The sequence below is a fragment of the Nocardia wallacei genome, assembly GCF_014466955.1.
Taxonomy (GTDB): Bacteria; Actinomycetota; Actinomycetes; order Mycobacteriales; family Mycobacteriaceae; genus Nocardia; species Nocardia wallacei.
The window spans coordinates 5,884,121-5,900,822 of the sequence record NZ_AP023396.1 but is presented as its reverse complement, the minus strand read 5'-3'; the positions used below and the strand labels follow the sequence as shown (position 1 = coordinate 5,900,822).

General features: G+C 67.7%; 20 protein-coding genes. 14 read left to right on the top strand and 6 right to left on the bottom strand.

Going from position 1 to position 16,702, the window contains the following annotated elements; all coding sequences use genetic code 11:
* Window positions 1-70 precede the first annotated feature (70 nt).
* Together NWFMUON74_RS26090 and NWFMUON74_RS26085 are read right to left on the bottom strand one after the other, a co-directional pair.
* The gene (locus NWFMUON74_RS26090; RefSeq protein WP_187684414.1) at window positions 71-316 is read right to left on the bottom strand and encodes a hypothetical protein; all 246 of its coding nucleotides are present in this window, start codon (window positions 314-316) and stop codon (window positions 71-73) included.
* A 345-nt stretch (window positions 317-661) separates the two neighbouring features.
* A complete protein-coding gene (locus tag NWFMUON74_RS26085; protein WP_187684413.1) occupies window positions 662-1,378 on the bottom strand; it encodes an SDR family NAD(P)-dependent oxidoreductase in 717 nt (238 codons plus the stop codon).
* Window positions 1,379-1,467: 89 nt separating this feature from the next.
* On the opposite strand from NWFMUON74_RS26085, the gene NWFMUON74_RS26080 reads away from it, so the two are divergent.
* The 3 genes from NWFMUON74_RS26080 to NWFMUON74_RS26070 are packed head-to-tail and all read left to right on the top strand — an operon-like array spanning window position 1,468 to window position 3,575.
* Window positions 1,468-2,025 (top strand): TetR/AcrR family transcriptional regulator, encoded by a 558-nt coding sequence (locus NWFMUON74_RS26080; RefSeq protein ID WP_187684412.1) that lies wholly within the window; start codon window positions 1,468-1,470, stop codon window positions 2,023-2,025.
* 24 nt (window positions 2,026-2,049) lie between these two features.
* Window positions 2,050-2,838 carry a class I SAM-dependent methyltransferase gene (locus NWFMUON74_RS26075; RefSeq protein ID WP_187684411.1) on the top strand — a complete coding sequence of 263 codons (789 nt, stop codon included), beginning with the start codon at window positions 2,050-2,052 and terminating at the stop codon, window positions 2,836-2,838.
* 38 nt (window positions 2,839-2,876) lie between these two features.
* Window positions 2,877-3,575 carry a L,D-transpeptidase family protein gene (locus tag NWFMUON74_RS26070; RefSeq protein WP_187684410.1) on the top strand — a complete coding sequence of 233 codons (699 nt, stop codon included), beginning with the start codon at window positions 2,877-2,879 and terminating at the stop codon, window positions 3,573-3,575.
* Window positions 3,576-3,610: 35 nt separating this feature from the next.
* Here the strand turns inward: NWFMUON74_RS26070 and NWFMUON74_RS26065 are convergent, their stop codons facing one another.
* Complete coding sequence (locus NWFMUON74_RS26065; RefSeq protein WP_187684409.1) at window positions 3,611-3,910, bottom strand: hypothetical protein; 300 nt, start codon at window positions 3,908-3,910, stop codon at window positions 3,611-3,613.
* 351 nt (window positions 3,911-4,261) lie between these two features.
* Between NWFMUON74_RS26065 and NWFMUON74_RS26060 the strand changes: the two genes are divergently transcribed.
* The 5 genes from NWFMUON74_RS26060 to NWFMUON74_RS26040 all read left to right on the top strand — a co-directional run bounded on the left by NWFMUON74_RS26060 (window position 4,262) and on the right by NWFMUON74_RS26040 (window position 8,386).
* The gene (locus tag NWFMUON74_RS26060; protein WP_187684408.1) at window positions 4,262-4,663 is read left to right on the top strand and encodes a hypothetical protein; all 402 of its coding nucleotides are present in this window, start codon (window positions 4,262-4,264) and stop codon (window positions 4,661-4,663) included.
* A gap of 76 nt (window positions 4,664-4,739) precedes the next feature.
* Window positions 4,740-5,039 (top strand): hypothetical protein, encoded by a 300-nt coding sequence (locus NWFMUON74_RS26055; protein ID WP_187684407.1) that lies wholly within the window; start codon window positions 4,740-4,742, stop codon window positions 5,037-5,039.
* A gap of 85 nt (window positions 5,040-5,124) precedes the next feature.
* A complete protein-coding gene (locus NWFMUON74_RS26050; RefSeq protein WP_187684406.1) occupies window positions 5,125-5,574 on the top strand; it encodes a helix-turn-helix transcriptional regulator in 450 nt (149 codons plus the stop codon).
* A 5-nt stretch (window positions 5,575-5,579) separates the two neighbouring features.
* Complete coding sequence (locus NWFMUON74_RS26045; RefSeq protein ID WP_187684405.1) at window positions 5,580-5,999, top strand: VOC family protein; 420 nt, start codon at window positions 5,580-5,582, stop codon at window positions 5,997-5,999.
* The gene (locus NWFMUON74_RS26040) at window positions 5,996-8,386 is read left to right on the top strand and encodes an ATP-binding cassette domain-containing protein (protein ID WP_187684404.1); all 2,391 of its coding nucleotides are present in this window, start codon (window positions 5,996-5,998) and stop codon (window positions 8,384-8,386) included. The genes NWFMUON74_RS26045 and NWFMUON74_RS26040 overlap by 4 nt, the downstream gene beginning before the upstream one ends.
* An 89-nt stretch (window positions 8,387-8,475) precedes the next feature.
* Here NWFMUON74_RS26040 and NWFMUON74_RS26035 read toward each other — a convergent pair whose 3' ends face one another.
* Window positions 8,476-8,871, bottom strand: a complete 396-nt coding sequence (locus NWFMUON74_RS26035) for a hypothetical protein (protein WP_187684403.1) — start codon at window positions 8,869-8,871, stop codon at window positions 8,476-8,478.
* A gap of 57 nt (window positions 8,872-8,928) precedes the next feature.
* Window positions 8,929-9,363, bottom strand: coding sequence for an iron chaperone (locus NWFMUON74_RS26030; RefSeq protein ID WP_187684402.1), 435 nt, complete (start codon window positions 9,361-9,363; stop codon window positions 8,929-8,931).
* A gap of 210 nt (window positions 9,364-9,573) precedes the next feature.
* On the opposite strand from NWFMUON74_RS26030, the gene NWFMUON74_RS26025 reads away from it, so the two are divergent.
* Together NWFMUON74_RS26025 and NWFMUON74_RS26020 are read left to right on the top strand one after the other, a co-directional pair.
* Window positions 9,574-9,948 carry a hypothetical protein gene (locus NWFMUON74_RS26025; protein WP_187684401.1) on the top strand — a complete coding sequence of 125 codons (375 nt, stop codon included), beginning with the start codon at window positions 9,574-9,576 and terminating at the stop codon, window positions 9,946-9,948.
* The gene (locus NWFMUON74_RS26020) at window positions 9,945-13,748 is read left to right on the top strand and encodes a WD40 repeat domain-containing protein (protein WP_187684400.1); all 3,804 of its coding nucleotides are present in this window, start codon (window positions 9,945-9,947) and stop codon (window positions 13,746-13,748) included. The genes NWFMUON74_RS26025 and NWFMUON74_RS26020 overlap by 4 nt, the downstream gene beginning before the upstream one ends.
* Before the next feature lie 566 nt (window positions 13,749-14,314).
* Here the strand turns inward: NWFMUON74_RS26020 and NWFMUON74_RS26015 are convergent.
* Window positions 14,315-15,133 (bottom strand): AAA domain-containing protein, encoded by an 819-nt coding sequence (locus tag NWFMUON74_RS26015; RefSeq protein ID WP_232110604.1) that lies wholly within the window; start codon window positions 15,131-15,133, stop codon window positions 14,315-14,317.
* 132 nt (window positions 15,134-15,265) lie between these two features.
* Between NWFMUON74_RS26015 and NWFMUON74_RS26010 the strand changes: the two genes are divergently transcribed.
* From NWFMUON74_RS26010 to NWFMUON74_RS36965, 4 genes are read left to right on the top strand one after another with little or no spacing between them, the layout of a single operon-like run.
* A complete protein-coding gene (locus NWFMUON74_RS26010; RefSeq protein ID WP_187684040.1) occupies window positions 15,266-15,571 on the top strand; it encodes a transposase in 306 nt (101 codons plus the stop codon).
* A 2-nt stretch (window positions 15,572-15,573) separates the two neighbouring features.
* Window positions 15,574-15,936, top strand: coding sequence for an IS3 family transposase (locus NWFMUON74_RS26005; protein ID WP_187683990.1), 363 nt, complete (start codon window positions 15,574-15,576; stop codon window positions 15,934-15,936).
* Window positions 15,878-16,462: an IS3 family transposase gene (locus NWFMUON74_RS26000; protein WP_187689379.1), complete on the top strand. Its 585-nt coding sequence runs from the start codon at window positions 15,878-15,880 to the stop codon at window positions 16,460-16,462. Before NWFMUON74_RS26005 ends, NWFMUON74_RS26000 begins: the two co-directional genes overlap by 59 nt.
* Window positions 16,398-16,676: an RNaseH domain-containing protein gene (locus NWFMUON74_RS36965; RefSeq protein WP_187689426.1), complete on the top strand. Its 279-nt coding sequence runs from the start codon at window positions 16,398-16,400 to the stop codon at window positions 16,674-16,676. Before NWFMUON74_RS26000 ends, NWFMUON74_RS36965 begins: the two co-directional genes overlap by 65 nt.
* Window positions 16,677-16,702 lie beyond the last annotated feature (26 nt).

Below are 16,702 nucleotides of genomic sequence, written 5' to 3'. Positions count from 1 at the left end.
GAGGCAGCGCGGTTGCTCGGGGGTCGCGGCTGGCCGGGGGAGCCGAGCAGTGGGTAGCTGCGGCCTGGGTTCAGCGGCGGAGCTGGTCGTGGGGGACCAGGATGGTGGTGCGCTCGTCGATCGGTTGCATCGGTTCCAGTTTGGGCTGGGTGCTGAGCTTGTCGGACAGCTTCTGACGGCTGACCTGGACGAGCTTGCGGGTGACCGGACTGGCTGTGATGGCGCGGGTGGTCTTGCTGATCTGCTCGTAGCGGGCTCGCCCGGCCTTGGTGCCGAGCACGTATCCGGCTGCGAGGCCGATGATCAACCGCAGCATTCCTTGGGCTCCTCCCAGTCACTGTCCGCGCCGTACATCCTGCCCGACGCCTCGTCTCGCTGTCGATCCGGCTGTCCCCCCGCACCAGACGACACCAGCTCACCATGCCAGAAGGGTCCGACAACTCCCACAGACCGCGCCGTGCCCACCAGGCCGATCCCACCGATCGACCATGCCGGACGGGATTCGCCGGGCCTGCTACGCACTCACCACAGCGAAGGCCGCGCGCTCATCTGCCCACGAAGCGTTCCATGGGTCCCGGACCTCAGTGGAGACAGTGTGCTTGTCTGCCTAGGAAGTGTTCACCGGGGCCCGTCGCGCATTTCACCTCAGCGAGACGCGTACTCATCCGCCGAGCACGTCGAACACCGCTTCGGCGCGTGTGCGGGAGGCGTACATCTCCCACGCCGTATCGGCGATCGAGTCGGGGTCGAGGGTATGTCCCTCGGCGACACCGTATTTCGCGGGATCGGCGGTGACCATGGCATGGATGTCGCCGCGTTCCACCAGGCCGCCGATGGTGAGTGTGCCCGCGTACACGCCGCGCTCGGCCATGGCGGCGTGCAGCGTGAGGGCGTAGTTGCGCAGCGCCGCGGCGGCCAGCGCGAGTTGGCCGAGCATCGGCATCGGCCGGACACTGGACAGTCCACCGGCGAACATCAGTCCGCCGCTTCCCCGCTCCAGCATGCCGGGCAGGACGGTACCCGCGACCCGCACGGCGGGCCAGACCCAGTCGAAGGCCGACTGCGCCGTCGGGATGTCCAGGTCGGTGATCGGAACGATGTCCTGTGTGGTCGGCCCGGGACCGTAGTAGGCGAAGCCGATGTCGCCGGTCTGCGCGATGTCGTCGAGCACCGCGGCGAGCCGGGCCGGGTCCGTGACGTCGGCGGTGTGCGCGGTCGCCGCGATGCCGTGGCTCGCGAGATCGGCCAGGTAACCGGGGTGCCGATCCGCGCTCCGCGAGACCACGGCGACGCGGAACCCGGCCCGGCCGAAGCGGCGTGCCATCGACATTCCGAGCCCGGGACCGACGCCGATGATCGCCGCGACAGGTGTGCTCATGGTGTTCCTCCAAATGTTGAGGGGTGCCTCATTTTCACTCGCAGGCTAGCACTAGATTGAGGGAGCCCTCAAGTTTGTAGAATGGGCCGGTGACGAAACCGATGCGCCGCGACGCCGCCCGCAACCGTGACCGGCTGCTGCGGGAGGCCGCCGGTGTCTTCACCGAGCACGGCCTCGCGGGGTCACTGGAGGAGATCGCGCGGCGCGCCGGGGTGAGCATCGGCACCCTCTACAACCATTTCCCCACCCGCGACGCGCTCATCGACGCACTGCTGCCGCCCCGGCTGCACGCACTCGACGAGTTCGCCGAACAGGCTGCGGCCGAACCGGACCCGTGGCTGGCGTTCGCCGGTTTCGTCGAGCGGATGCTGACCCAGCTCACCACCGACCGGGGTCTGCTCGAGGCCTTCACCGGTGACCACCCCGCCGCGGCGCGGCTGGCCGAGGCCTGCGCTCGGGGGATGACGCATTTCTCGGCGGTCCTCGACCGTGCCCGGCGCGCCGGGGTGATCCGCGCCGACGCCACCGATCAGAATGTGGTGCATTTGATCTGGGCACTGTCGCTGCTCGGTGAGAACACCGGGCCGTCGGCATGGCGGGAGTCGTTGCCGTTCGTACTCGACGGGTTGCGCGCCGGTCGCGAATGACGCGGACTGGCTACCATGACCGCGGTGTCCCGAGGCGAAAGCGAGGAGCGGTTGCTGGGAGACGAGGCGGTGACCAGTGCCTACGCGCAGAACGCGGAGTACTGGATCGAGATCGTGCGCGAGCGGCTCGACCCGTATCAGGACCGCCTGACCGATCCGGCACTGCTCGAGCTGCTCGGTGATTGCCGCGGGCTGACCATCCTCGACGCGGGGTGCGACGAGGGCTACCTGTCCCGCGAGCTGCTCCGGCGCGGCGCCGCGCACGTGCACGGGGTCGACACCTGCGCGGAGTTCATCGTCGCCGCGCGCACCCATCCCGACCATCGGCCCGCGTCGTCGACCTTCCACCACGCCGATGTGGCGGCACTACCGTTGGCGGACACCAGCATCGACGTGGTCGTCGCCAACCGCCTGCCGAACGGTATCGCCGCGCCCGAGCGGCGTTTCGCCGAGTTCGGCCGAGTCCTGCGGCCGTCGGGGCGGATGCTGCTGCTCGGCATGCACCCGTGTTTCTACACCGCACGCACGGAACGTGCCGGTGGGGACACGGGTTTCGCGATCGACGCCTACTTCGGCGTGCGCACCGTGCAGCAGCGCTTCGAGGTGGCGGGCAGGGTTTCACCTGTGCCGTCGGTCCAGAGTTTCCACTCGCTGGAGACGTACCTGGGCATGATCACCTCGGCGGGTTTCGCGATCACGCGGCTGCTGGAACCGCATCCGACCGACGAGATGCGGGAGCAGGATCCGTGGTGGGACGAGCACTTCGTCCGCCCGCTGTTCCTGCTCGTGGAGTGTGTGCCGTATCGGAGGTGACAGTCGTCCGGTTCCGTTCAGCGCCGACGGGAGTATGAATGAAGCTGGCCCGCAACCCCTTCCGTGGAAAGGTCGGCTGGGCGGCCGCGGCCGTCCTGCTCGCGGCTGCCGGACTCGTCGTCGCGCTGCCTCGAAACTCCGGTGCGCGACCGCCGTTCGATCCGGCGGCCGTGCCTGGCACCCAGGTCGTGTGGGTCACCGCGGCGCCGGGCGCCGATCACGGCACGCTGGAACTGTGGGAGCGCGGGCCCGGGCGGTGGCAACAGACGCTTACCGCTCCGGCATGGGTTGGCAGGCAAGGGATTTCGGATCGCGCCGCGGAGGGCTCGGCGTACACGCCGGCAGGCATCTTCCCGCTGACCGAGGGCTTCGGGCGGTTACCGGTGGATTCCGGGCTGCCGTACCTGTCAGTCGACTCCTCAAACACCTGGTGGTGGGTCTCCGACACGGCGAGCCCGCTGTACAACCGCAGTTTTCGATGTGCCGAGTCCGAGTGCCCGTTCGACACCCGGGCCGCGGAGAACCTGGGAAGGACTGCGCCGCAATACGACTACGCCCTGGTCATCGACTACAACCGCGACCCGGTCGTGGCGGGCCGGGGGTCGGCGTTCTTCGTCCACGTCGAGGTGGGCGCGCCGACCGCGGGGTGTGTGGCGGTCGCCGCGGAGGTGATGCGAGCCCTGCTCGGCGCCTTGCAGCCCGCGCGGCGACCGGTCATCGGAATATATTCCAGCTGAACGTGTTTCATGCCTGGACGGCGCCGGACTGGATGCTAGCGGCTGCCGTACGGGTTGTGCTGCCGGTAGGGGCCCTGGTAGCCGTACCGGTCCAGGTAGGGCGACCGGCGGCGGGTCTGTGCGTCGGTCCCGCCGGCATCGCCGAAGCCGGTGCCGTTGGCGTCGCTGCTGTAGTTCTCCCGGGTGCCGCCGTTGCGAGTACCCGAGTGGTTCTCGCTGTTGCCCGACGTGGAGCCGCCGGGCGCGGCGAACGCGGCCGGTGCGATCGTGGCCGGGACCACCGTCAGGGCACCCACGACCAGGGTCCCGGCGAGTATCCGACGTGCTGTGCTCATCGCTGTGTCCTTCATCTGCGCGGCAGGGGCTCCGGCCGGGCGCCGTGTTGCACCTGACTAATGTGCCGCCATTTGATGGTACATAGAATTGCGGGGTGGAGGAAGGGGTTTTCGCGGGTTGTGCGCGGTGAGCAGTCAGGGGTTGCTATGGCGGCGGTTTATGCCACTTGACGGTGGTACGCCACGGAGTGGTCCGTCGGTGGATTCGTCGGCGCAGTCGGTCGCGCGGGAATGCGCGGGAAGGCTTCGTCCCGAGGGGCCGTCTTCCGCCTCAGGGTGGGGGGCGACCGCACCGGCGGCGTCGAAAAGCCTTCCGGCAGAAGGCGGTAAACCTATCGGTCGTGCGGCAGGATGCGCAATGTCGCGAGCACTCCCGCGGTGACCGCGGCCGTAGCGATCGCGGTGGTGGGTGCCGAGCGCGTCATCACGCCGATTCCGAGCAGTGCAATCAAACAGATCATCGCAGCCAGAATCGCTGATCCGCTGTTCACCCCCGCCAAGCGCGCGAGTGAGTGCTTCATGGCTGTCATGCAGGAGGTGTACCCCGGTCGGTGGTTATCGAAACGTTATCTTGTGCAGCCGCCCGCCGGGCCGTTCCTGGAGAGCCAGATCGGGTTCTGCCACAACATGTTTGCCTTCGACTGGCCGCGAAGTCGATCGAATGGTTTGTGGCGCTACAACTTACGTCGCGCGGACCGCGTTCGCGGATCGGATCTGTTTGTCGATCACGCGCACGGGTACCCACCGATCTAGGCGGCGAGGTCGGCTTCCGGCAACAACGCGATTCGGCTTCGTCATCGGTGCGACTCGGCGGGGAGAGTAGGTCCGGATGGATGATCTGCAACGCAGGATTCTTACCACGGTCCAGCACGCGCGGCGCGGTCTGGACGAGGCCGACGCGCGGCTGATGGAGCGCCGTGCCGTAGACCTGCGTGCCGAGATCGATGACGCGGACTACGGCCAGGCCGACCGCCTCCGGCTCATCGCCTGCTGCTCCGAGGCACAGGCGACCGCGCGGTGGGTGCTCGGGCGGCCGAGCACGACGCTGCCGCCCATGCGCGGTCCCTCCAACCGCGGCTCGCGGTATCGGCGAGCGGGTCACGACATCGGCCTGCGCGCGGGCCGATAAGGGTTGTTTCGCGGGGCGCCGGGTCACCGGCGCATATGCGCCGTTCGTCGGCTACTTGTCGGTGGCGTATGGCACGATTCCCTACGTGACCAGCAAACCATCCGCTCGGCAGCACCTGCGCGACCTCGCGCTGCTGCGCCGGGTGCGCGACCGGATCGACCGGGAGTACGCGCAACCCTTGGACGTGGAGGCGCTGGCCCGCGGAGTCAACATGTCGGCCGGGCATCTGAGCCGCCAGTTCCGGCTCGCCTACGGCGAATCGCCGTACTCTTACCTCATGACGCGGCGTATCGAGCGCGCGATGGCGCTGCTGCGCCGCGGCGATCTCAGCGTCACGGAGGTCTGTTTCGAGGTCGGCTGCTCCTCGCTCGGCACCTTCAGCACGCGCTTCACCGAACTGGTGGGCATGCCGCCCAGCACCTACCGGCGGGAGGCGGCGGAGGCGACGGTCGGCATGCCGTCCTGCGTGGCCAAACAGGTCACCAGACCGATCAGGAATCGAGAAGCGCCGGTCAGCACGCCGCAGTTAGCGTGATCGCCATGGACATCACCATCAATCAGAGCTACCTGCCGCAAGACGACCCCGAGGCCGCACTGAGTTTCTACCGCGACGTGCTCGGTTTCGAACTCCGCAACGACGTCGGGTACAACGGGTTGCGCTGGCTCACCGTCGGCCCGCCGAATCAGCCCGACGTGTCCATCGTCCTGTACCCGCCGGACGCCACCCCGGGCCTGACCGACGACGAACGCCGCACGGTCGCCGAGATGATGGCCAAGGGCACCTACGCCAGCATCAACCTGGGCACCAAGGATCTCGACGGCGCGTTCGAGCGCCTGCAGGCCGGCGACGCCGAGGTCGTCCAGGAGCCGACCGAGCAGCCGTACGGCATCCGCGACTTCGCCGTACGGGATCCCGCGGGCAATATGGTCCGTGTCCAGGAACTGAAAGAGGCACCATGACCAAGGCCACCAGGACGGAGGCGAGGCCGCCTGCGCCGAGAGCCGCCGACAGCCACGAGTTGATCCGCGTGCACGGCGCGCGGGTGAACAATCTGCGGGATATCAGCGTCGAGATCCCCAAGCGGCGGCTCACGGTGTTCACCGGCGTATCCGGTTCGGGCAAGAGTTCGCTGGTGTTCAGCACGATCGCCGCCGAGTCGCAGCGGCTGATCAACGAGACCTACAGCGCGTTCGTGCAGGGTTTCATGCCGACGCTGGCGCGTCCCGATGTCGACGTCCTCGAGGGCCTGACCACGGCCATCATCGTCGACCAGGAGCGCATGGGTGCGGACCCGCGCTCCACGGTCGGCACCGCCACCGACGCCAACGCCATGCTGCGCATCCTGTTCAGCCGCCTCGGGCAGCCGCACATCGGGTCGCCGCAGGCGTTCTCCTTCAACGTGGCCTCGATCAGCGGCGCCGGGGCGGTAACGGTGGAGCGCAACGGCGCCCAGGTGAAGGAGCGGCGCGAGTTCAGCATCACCGGCGGTATGTGCCCGCGCTGCGAGGGGCGCGGCTCGGTCAACGACATCGACCTGACCCAGCTGTACGACGAGAACAAGTCGCTCAACGAGGGCGCGCTCACCATCCCCGGCTACAGCATGGACGGGTGGTACGGCCGCATCTTCACCGGCTGCGGCTTCTTCGATCCGGACAAGCCGATCAAGAAGTACACCAAGAAACAGCTCAACGACCTGCTCCACAAGGAGCCGACCAAGATCAAGGTCGACGGCATCAACCTCACCTACGAGGGCCTGATCCCGCGGATCCGCAAGTCGATGCTGTCCAAGGACGTCGACGCGCTGCAGCCGCACATCCGCGCCTTCGTGGAGCGCGCCGTCACCTTCCAGGTCTGCCCGGAATGCGGCGGCACCCGGCTCAGCGAGGCGGCACGATCCTCGAAGATCGCCGGGGTCAGCATCGCCGACGCCTGCTCTATGCAGATCACCGACCTCGCCGAGTGGGTGGCCGGGCTGGACGAGCCGTCGGTGGCGCCGCTGCTGGACTCGCTGCGCCACACCCTCGACTCGTTCGTCGAGATCGGCCTGGGTTACCTCTCGCTCGAACGCCCGGCGGGCACCCTGTCCGGCGGCGAGGCACAGCGGGTGAAGATGATCCGCCACCTCGGCTCCTCGCTCACCGATGTCACCTACGTCTTCGACGAGCCGACCGCGGGCCTGCATCCGCACGATATCCAGCGGATGAACGACCTGCTGCTGCGATTGCGCGACAAGGGCAATACGGTGCTGGTGGTCGAGCACAAGCCGGAGACCATCGCGATCGCCGACCACGTCGTGGATCTCGGTCCCGGGGCGGGCGCGGGCGGCGGCACCGTCTGCTTCGAGGGCACCGTCGACAAACTGCGCACCAGCGGCACCATCACCGGCCGCCACTTCGACGACCGCGCCGAACTGAAGAAGTCGGTGCGAAAGTCGACCGGCGCCTTGGAGATTCGCGGCGCGAACGCCAACAACCTGCAGAACGTGGACGTCGATGTGCCACTCGGCGTGCTCTGCGTCGTGACGGGAGTCGCGGGTTCGGGCAAGAGTTCGCTGATCCACGGTTCGATCCCGGCTGCGGCCGGAGTGGTATCGGTCGACCAGACCCCGATCCGCGGTTCGCGGCGCAGCAACCCGGCCACGTACACGGGCCTGCTCGACCCGATCCGCAAGGCGTTCGCCAAGGCCAACGGCGTGAAGCCGGCGCTGTTCAGCGCGAACTCCGAGGGGGCCTGCCCCAACTGCAACGGCGCGGGGGTGGTCTACACCGACCTGGCGATGATGGCCGGGATAGCCACCACCTGCGAGGTCTGCGAGGGCAAACGGTTCCAGGCGGCGGTGCTCGACTATCACCTGGGCGGCCGCAATATCGCCGAGGTGCTCGCCATGTCGGTCGCGGAGGCCGAGCGGTACTTCGCCGACGGCGAGGCGCGCACGCCCGCCGCGCACAAGATCCTGGAGCGGCTCGCCGACGTCGGCCTCGGCTACCTGACCATCGGCCAGCCGCTCACCACGCTGTCCGGTGGCGAGCGGCAGCGGCTCAAGCTGGCCACCCACATGGCCGACAAGGGCGGCATCTACGTCCTCGACGAGCCCACCACCGGCCTGCACCTGGCCGACGTCGAGCAGCTGCTCGGCCTGCTCGATCGCCTCGTGGAATCCGGCAAGTCGGTCATCGTGATCGAACATCACCAGGCCGTCATGGCCCACGCCGACTGGATCATCGACCTCGGCCCCGGCGCCGGCCACGACGGCGGCCGCATCGTCTTCGAAGGCACCCCCGCTGACCTGGTCGCCGACGGCACCACCCTCACCGGCAAGCACCTCGCGGCTTACGTAGGGTCCTGAGCCGCAAGGGAATTCGTCACCTCGTCGGCGTCGAGCCGCTCGGCGCCGCAGTAGTCTCGTCGGCCCCGGCCGGTCCGATGCCGACGAGGCTATCGCGCCGTACGCTCGATGCGCTCGAGCAGCCACCGTGGCCCGACCGTCTCGGCTCCGAGGGCCTCCACCCGGCCCCGGAGCCCACGGTCTGCAGTCACCACGGTGACCGGCCCGCTGCCGGCCCCGACGGCCTCCGCCACCACATCGACAATCGCGTCATCCCCCGACCCTTCCGCCAACTCCACCCGCAACCCCGGAAACCCTTCGCCCGCAACAGCTCTAGCCGCCCCCTCCAACACGACGACCACCCCGCCCGGCAGCTCCGCACTCGCCGCCAACGCGGCAAGCAACCGCCGCGCCGCCCCGGCCCGATCCCGCCACCACCCGTCGGGCCGAGACCCCACCACATTCGCCGCATCCACCACAATCACCCGGCGCTCATCCGCTGCCATACGAACCAGCTTTCCACGGTGTGGCGGAGGAACACCGCTGGGTTCTCGAACTTTCCGTCAGCCGGCTGCTCGGCGGATGAGTCCGCCGAGATACTCGAGATCGGCATCCGTCAGCCCGGTGACAGCGAACGCGGTGGGCCACACCGTGCCTTCTCCCGGCGCGGCGCCCTCCTCGAACCCGAGAGTCGCGAAGCGTGTCTTGTACTTCGCGGCGGAGTGGAAGAAGCACACGATCTTCCCCGCATCGTTGGCATACGCGGGCTGCCCGTACCAAATCTTCGGTGCCAGGCCCGGCGCATACTGTTTGACCAGCGCGTGGATCCGCTCGCCGAGGACCCGATCCTCCTCCGGCATCTCGGCGATCTTCGCCAACACCTCCGCCTCCGGATCCTTCTTCGACCGCCGCCGCGACCCGCGTACCTCCTTCGCACGCTCCTTGACCGCGGCCCGCTCTTCCACGCTGAGCCCCTGATCCTCCTCTGCCGCCGACATACGCTGCTCCTTCCCAGGGAGATCGAACGGATCACCTCAGCCTAGGGATGCGCGCACGCCGCATGCTTCTCGATTCCTGATCGGCTGAACGGCCGGAGTTCCCGCGGAGATCCGACTTGTGCTGTTCGGCAACGTGATTCGACTTCATCGGCCATCTGTAGAGGTGCAGTTGTGCTACCGTGCACGCACGGTGTTTCGGGAGGAGCACGGGTGGATCCGTTTACCATCATCACGACGGCGTTGATCGCGGGGGCGGCAGCCGGGGGTAAGGACGCCGCGTCGGCGGCCGTCCGGGACGCGTATGCGGCATTGCGTGAGCGGCTCACCAGTGGTGGCGACGATTCCGCCGCCGTCGCGGTGATCGAGGCGAACGAGGCCGCGTCGGGCAGCAATATCGATGAACTCGAGGACGTGCTGCGACGGCATCGCTGGGCCGAGGACGACGAACTGCGGTCGGTCGCGGAGACCATTCTGTCGCAGTTGCCGTCGGACCGGGTCGAGGACGCCCGCAGCAGGATCGATTTGCGCCAGGCTCAGGGTGTACAGATCGGCGATCACGGCACCCAGCACAACACCTTCGGATGACCGGCGGCGGTCGCGATCCCGGTGGCGTGGGCGAGGAGTCCGGCAGCGCTGCCAACCGGGTGGTCGATGCGCGTGCGGCGCAGGGCGTGCAGATCGGTGACCACAACACGCAGGTGATCTACAGCTACCGCGGGACGTGGACCGACGGGGTGGCACCGGCTCCGCTGATCGGTGTCAGCGGTGAGGTCGAGTCGCCGTATCGGGGTCTGGGCTGGTTTTCCGAGCGGGACGCGCCGTTCTTCTTCGGCCGCGACGCGGCGATCGACCAAGTGCTGCATCGGCTTTCGCGGCGGGTGCGAGAGCCCGGGATCGTGCTGGTGTCGGGTGTGTCGGGCGCGGGGAAGTCGTCGCTGATGCGCGCCGGTGTCATACCCCGTATCCGCGGGCAGGGCTTGGGCGGGGTGCCGCGGGCACACGCGTGGCCCTGTCTGCTGCTGACCCCCGGGCACTCCCCGGTCGACGAGTTGGCGGTGGCCACCGCGCACCTGGCCGGACTCGAGGCGGCGACCGTACGACGCGAAGTGCGGGATGATCCGACCGGATTCGCCGTGACCGCCGCCCACGCCGCCCGCACGTTGTCCGCACCCGAGTCGGGCGACGCCGGTGGACTGGTCCTGATAATCGATCAGTTCGAGCAGGTATTCACCCAGTGCTCGGACTCCGCACAGCGCCAAGCGTTCGTCACCGCGCTGCACGCGGCTGCCACGACCCGTCATGCGGATACCACGGTGCTCGTGGTGCTCGTGGTGCGCGCCGATTTCGAAGCCGACTGCGGCGACTACGAACAGTTGACAGATGCGGTCCAGCAGCACTACTTCGTCACGGCAATGACCGAACGGCAATTGCGGCTGGCGATCACCGAACCGGCCAAACGAGCGGGCTCCCGTGTCGAAGACGATCTCACCGAGCAACTTCTGCGCGAAATCCGCACCCGCACAACCGATTCCACGGCACGAGTCACGGAGCGGTCGACGGCGGGGGTACTGCCGTTGCTGTCCTACGCCCTGGATCGGACATGGCACGCCCGGCGCGGCGACACGCTCTCGGTTGCCGACTACGAAAACGCCGGGGGGATAGACCGTGCCGTCGCCGATAACGCACAGCGGGCCTACGACTCGCTGACCCCGCCGCAGCGCACGGTGGCGCGGCGGATCTTCACCCGGCTCACCGTTCCCGGCGCCGACGGCGCCGATTACGCCGATCGCCTGCGACGCCGCGACATCACCGGTGTCGGCGACCCCGGCGATATCGCGGCGGTCCTGGAGGCATTCGCGGCCGAGCGGCTACTCACACTGGGGGCCGACACCGTGGAGATCAGCCACGAGGTCCTGCTCACCACATGGCCGCTGCTGCGGGATACCTGGCTGGCCGAGACGCGGGCCGACCGTGTCGTTCTCGCGCGCCTGCGTGCCGCGGCCGAGGAATGGTCCCGGCACGGACGCGACGCGTCCTACCTCTACACCGGCAGCGTGCTCGAGGTCGCGACCGCGGCTGTGGACCGCGCCACCGCCGATCCCACCCGGCACGCACCGCTCGGCGACATCGATGCGCGGTTCCTCGCCGCTGCCAAGGCCGCCGACCGTGCCCGAGTCCGCCGCCGGCGCGCGTTGGTCGGCCTCCTCGCGGCAATGGTCGTCGTCCTGGCTACCACCGCTGTCGTCGCGCTCCGGGCGAGCAACGAATCTTCGCGGCAGCGTGATATCGCTGTGGCGCGTCAGCTGATCGCCCAGAGTGAACTCCTCGCCGGAACGGACCCCTTGGGCGCCAGGCTCTCCGCCCTCGCCGCCTGGCGGATCGATCCGGGTTCCAAGTCCGAGTCCCGGTTGGCCATGGTCACCGCGGCCCGCAGCCCCTTGATCGGGAGGATTGACGGCGGCAATCCGTGGAACACACCCTTCGCCGATCGTCCCGACCGCGGCGCTCTGGTGAGCTTCTCTCCGGACGGCCGAATCATGGCTGTGGGCAACATCTATGGGGTGACGTTGTGGGATCCCGCGGCGCGACGACAGATCGGCGACATCGTGCCTGTCCCACTCGTCACCGCGATGCAATTCGCACCGGATGGGAAAACCCTCGCGATCGGCACCGTCAACGGAATGGCGCTGTGGGATACGCAGACCAGGCAGGCCATGACGGAGCCGTTGACGGTACCGGCAGGCCGTGGTGGTGAGGTCGCCTCGATCACGTTCGCCCCGGACGGCGGGACGATGGCGGTCGAGAGCTTCGGCGGCATGTTCACGCCGTGGAACAACTCGGTGATGCTGTGGGAGGTGCGTACACGGAAATATCTCACCTCTCTCGTCGATCTGGGCAACGTCCGCTCGATGGCGTTCACACCGGACGGCGCATCCTTGATCACCGGTGGGGATACGCTGCGACGGTGGGACGTCCGGACCGGAAAGCCCCTCGGTGACCTGATTCCCGGTGCCGACACTGCCGCGATCTCCGCGGTCGCCATGGCGCCGGATGGGAAAACCCTTGCCGTAGGCAGAGTTTCCGGTCTTGTGCAGTGGTGGGACGTGACGAGGCCGCAGCAGGTTGGTGGCGAATCGTCCGGCCACATCGGCGCCGTCTCCGCGATAGCGTTCACTCCGGACAGCAGAACTCTGGCCACCGGCGGCAGCGACGACACTACGCAACTGTGGGATGTGACCACCGGGGCGAAGATCGGGGCCCCAGTCACCAATCATTCCGGCGGTGTCTCGTCGGTGGCGTTCTCCACGGACGGCGGGACGCTCGGCGCCGGTGGCCTCGACCAGAAGGTGACACTGTGGGACGTGCGGTCTCGCAGGCCGATCGGCGACGCCTTGCACGGCCATGCCGGGCCCGTTTCGTCGGTGGCGTTCGCTCCGGACGCGCGGACGCTGGCCACGGCCGGCGAGGACGGCACAACACGGTTGTGGGACACGCAGAGACAGCGGCAGAATGGCGACTCTTTGTCCGGTCACGAGGGAGCGGTTTCGTCGGTGGCGTTCTCCCCGGACGCGACGATGCTCGCCACCACCGGCCACGACAGCACAACGCGACTGTGGAACGTGCGGAATCGGCAGCAGATCGATGTCCTGCCGGACAGCTCGTACAGCTGGCTGAGTTCGGTGTCGTTCGACCGGGGCGGCGGGGTGCTCGCCACCGGCGCCCACGATGGCACAGTGCGATTGTGGGACGTTCAGCGCCGGTCGCGGATCGGCGATCCGTTACGGTGGGACGGCTCCGACACCATCTCGTCGGTGGCGTTCTCCCCGAACGGTGGCATCCTCGCGGTCGGAAGTGTCAGGGGCCTGGTGGCGTTCTACGACACGAGCGGGCATCGGAGTCTCGGCGATCCGTCCCCCGATATCTCCCATCCGGTCTCCTCGGTGGCATTCTCCCCGGACGGCGAAACCCTCGCCGCGGGCGGCAGCGACGGCACAGTGCGCCTTTGGGATACGCGAAAACGAACCGCCCCAAGTCAACTCGGCGAGCAAACCCGCCCGGTGTCGTCGGTGGCGTTCTCCCCGCTCGATGAAACCCTTGCCGTCGCCAGTGACGACGGCATCGTGCGGCTCTGGGATACGCGGACTCGGCGGCAGATCGGCGACCCCCTTGCCGGTCCGGCCGGCGGAGTCACCTCGGTGGCGTTCTCGCCGGACGGCGGCACCCTCGCCGTCGGCAACAAGGACGGCACCGTGCGGCTCTGGGATGTCACGTTCACGGCCGAGCCCGAAAAACATCTTTGCGACTGGGCCGATGGACGCTTCACCCGCGACGAGTGGAACCGCTACGTGCCGAAAGAGCAGAAGTATCAGCAGCTGTGCCCGTAACACTCCCTCGGGATTCGGCCCGGCCGAGCGGCCCTGCCGGATCCGACCACACACCCTCAACCCGAGGGCAGCGACCCGAGAACCGTCCGGTGACCTGGCAATTTACGCTCCCCCATCTGGACTCGAACCAGAAACCTGCCGATAACGAGCTCCGAAAAGGCACTGGCCACGCCAAGCATTGCGGGCTCTGTGCGCTTAAGGGTTCGAGTTAATACGGACGAAATTCCCCATGCACCCAGCAGGTTTGCATGCGGAACTCTCGAAATCGACTCGAATCTTTGGCGAATATTTGGGCAGGGGTCGAATCCGAACGCGCGCCGTCGACCACACCGAACAGCGGACGAGCGGCACCTGATCGACACCAGCACCTCATATGGCCAGCCTGCAGTCGATCGGTGAAGGACCTTGCGAGCGCACAGGCCGACCTGCGGCCTGTCCAACGCCCGGGTAGGCGGGGCGCATTGCTGCGCCCGGCCCCTCAGAACCGGACGTGCACAATTTCTATGCATCCGGCTCAAACAAGCCCTTGTCGGGTTGATGGTGTGCCTGGCCCTGGTCTTCTGCGATCATGCGGCGACGCGGTGATCGGCGATGAGTTTGGCCATTACGACTTGGTTGGCTTCCCAGCCGTCGGGGAACTTCGCGGGCACTGACAGGTGGACCGGGTCGGTCGAGGGATGGCTGTCGAGGAGGTCAGTGATTCCTTCGCGGGCAATGACGATGCAGGCCTGCCGGTGGCGGGAGGTGAGCACGCACAGTCGGCCGGCCTCGAGGTGAAAAGAGGTGGCGTCCCGGCGGCCGGACAAGGGGTGCACCACGATCACGACCTCGAACTCGCGGCCCTGCAACCGATTCGCGGTGTTGACCACGACCCGTGCCGCGTTCGGGTTGCCTGTGCGGGAGAGTGCGGCCCGGACCAGGTCGGCCTGGTCGCGGTGTGCGACGCCGATCGCGATGTCGGTAGCGTCCAGCAGGCGGCCGTCGCGGTGGCGCTCGCAGGTGGCGACGGCGCCACGGTCGAGCAGTCGGCCGGCCAAGTTTGCAGCAGTCTGGATGGTTTGAGCGTCGGTGCGGGGAACGTGGCGGCGGGGCAGTTCGTGCAACGCCCATCCGGTGGCGAGGGCCATAGCCAGGGTTTCGTCGAGATCGGTGTTGCCGAAGGCTGCGGTGCGGAATTCCAAGGAACGTGTGCCGGTGTCGATTCCGGCGGTGAAGCCGCCGGTAAATGGGTAGAACGCCTCGGCGATGGTGGGGGCGGCGGTGGGTGGCAGGCGCCAGGACACGGGCAGTCGGTGCTCGGGGGTGTCCGGGTTGTGCTGCAGCATCACGGTGACGCCGTTCTGGGTCGGGTCGTGGGGCAGTCCGATCCAGCGTTCGGTTCCCACGATGGTGAAAGGGTCCAGCTGTCCCGGATCGCCTACGAACAGACCACGATCGAATCGTTCCGCGATCTGAGGTTCCCCCGCTTTCACGGAGAGCTCTGACGTGGTCCGATAGGGGCCGGAAGGAGTTCATCAGTGGCAGCATCGAAGAAGTATCCGGACGAGTTGAGGGCTCGGGCGGTCAGGTTGTATCGGGATGCGGATCCCAAGCCGACGATCCGGAAGCTGGCCGCGCAGCTGGGGGTGCATCACGAGGCTCTGCGGAACTGGATCCGCCAGGCCGAAGCGGACGCCGGCGAGCGTAGCGATCGGCCGACGACCGACATGGCCGAAGAGAACAAGCAACTACGCAAGCGGGTCGCTGAACTCGAACGCGTGAACGCCGTATTGCGTGATGCGAGTGCGTATTTCGCGTCGGAGCCCGGCCAGACCCGGAGGTGATCGTGCGGTTCGTGAAAGATCACCCGCAGCACTCGGTCGAGCTCGTATTGCGGGTGCTGGGCATCGCGTCGTCGACGTTCTATGGATGGCTGGCCCAGGCCAAGAACCCCTCGCGGCGGCGGCTGGCCGACGAACAATTGCTGGCTGAGATCGTCGATATCCACACCAGCTCCGGCGGCACCTACGGATCGCCGCGAGTGCACGCGATGCTGCGCCGCCGCGGTATCGCGGTCGGCCGCAAACGAGTCGAGCGGCTGATGCGGCGGGCGGGGCTGCAGGGCGCGTTCCTGCGTAAGAAAATGGCGTATTCCCTCGACGCGGCAGGACCGCCGCGCCACGCCGGCACCGGATCTGGTCAACCGTGACTTCACCGCGGACACCCCGGACCGGTTGCGGGTGGCGGATGCGACGCGGATCCCGACCGGCGAGGGCGTGTTCTGGCTGGCGGCGGTCCGGGACGCGTTCTCCAACCGGATCGTGGGCTGGAAATGCTCCGACCGCTGCGACACCGAGCTGGTACTCGGGGCCCGGGAATACGCGGTGTGGGTGCGGGATGTGCGTGACGGACAACTGGTCCATCATTCCGATCGCGGCTCGACCTACACAGCCATTCGGTTCGCAAACAGGTTGGCCGACAACGGAATAGCCCAGTCGATGGGGTCGGTCGGAGACAGCTACGACAATGCGCTCATGGAGAACTTCTTCTCCACACTGAAGACCGAGCTGGTGTACCGGAACTCCTGGCGCACAAGGGAAGACGCGGAGAACGCCTTGTTCTCCTACATCGACGGCTGGTACAACACCCAGCGCATCCAGAAGAAGCTGGATTGGCGATCACCCGACGAGTACGAAGCCAGCTACCATCAACGGGTTCTGGCCGGAACCAGATAATCCGCTCTCCGGCTCGGCGGGGGAACCTCACATCGAGATCTCGATTCCTCAACCGGGCGGCTGGCGTATGGACGAACTCGCGGCGCTCACAGCGCGCCTTTGCCAACAGGCCGTCTCCTGGGACGACCGGACCCGGCTGCCCACGCCGTTGCACTTGGCGCAGTGCGCTGACGAAGATCATCCCCGCTACGAGCCGGAGCATTCCGAAGCCTGAACATGGGAAGGGAGAACCCGGATTAG

Excerpts from the sequence above, each read along its gene's own strand:
- NWFMUON74_RS26065 (WP_187684409.1), bottom strand. The coding sequence starts at position 3,910 with ATGAGCACAGCACGTCGGATACTCGCCGGGACCCTGGTCGTGGGTGCC.
- NWFMUON74_RS26085 (WP_187684413.1), bottom strand. The coding sequence starts at position 1,378 with ATGAGCACACCTGTCGCGGCGATCATCGGCGTCGGTCCCGGGCTCGGA.
- NWFMUON74_RS26055 (WP_187684407.1), top strand. The coding sequence starts at position 4,740 with ATGGATGATCTGCAACGCAGGATTCTTACCACGGTCCAGCACGCGCGG.
- NWFMUON74_RS26070 (WP_187684410.1), top strand. The coding sequence starts at position 2,877 with ATGAAGCTGGCCCGCAACCCCTTCCGTGGAAAGGTCGGCTGGGCGGCC.
- NWFMUON74_RS26090 (WP_187684414.1), bottom strand. The coding sequence starts at position 316 with ATGCTGCGGTTGATCATCGGCCTCGCAGCCGGATACGTGCTCGGCACC.
- NWFMUON74_RS26030 (WP_187684402.1), bottom strand. The coding sequence starts at position 9,363 with ATGTCGGCGGCAGAGGAGGATCAGGGGCTCAGCGTGGAAGAGCGGGCC.
- NWFMUON74_RS26060 (WP_187684408.1), top strand. The coding sequence starts at position 4,262 with ATGCGCAATGTCGCGAGCACTCCCGCGGTGACCGCGGCCGTAGCGATC.
- NWFMUON74_RS26035 (WP_187684403.1), bottom strand. The coding sequence starts at position 8,871 with ATGGCAGCGGATGAGCGCCGGGTGATTGTGGTGGATGCGGCGAATGTG.
- NWFMUON74_RS26020 (WP_187684400.1), top strand. The coding sequence starts at position 9,945 with ATGACCGGCGGCGGTCGCGATCCCGGTGGCGTGGGCGAGGAGTCCGGC.
- NWFMUON74_RS26040 (WP_187684404.1), top strand. The coding sequence starts at position 5,996 with ATGACCAAGGCCACCAGGACGGAGGCGAGGCCGCCTGCGCCGAGAGCC.
- NWFMUON74_RS26045 (WP_187684405.1), top strand. The coding sequence starts at position 5,580 with ATGGACATCACCATCAATCAGAGCTACCTGCCGCAAGACGACCCCGAG.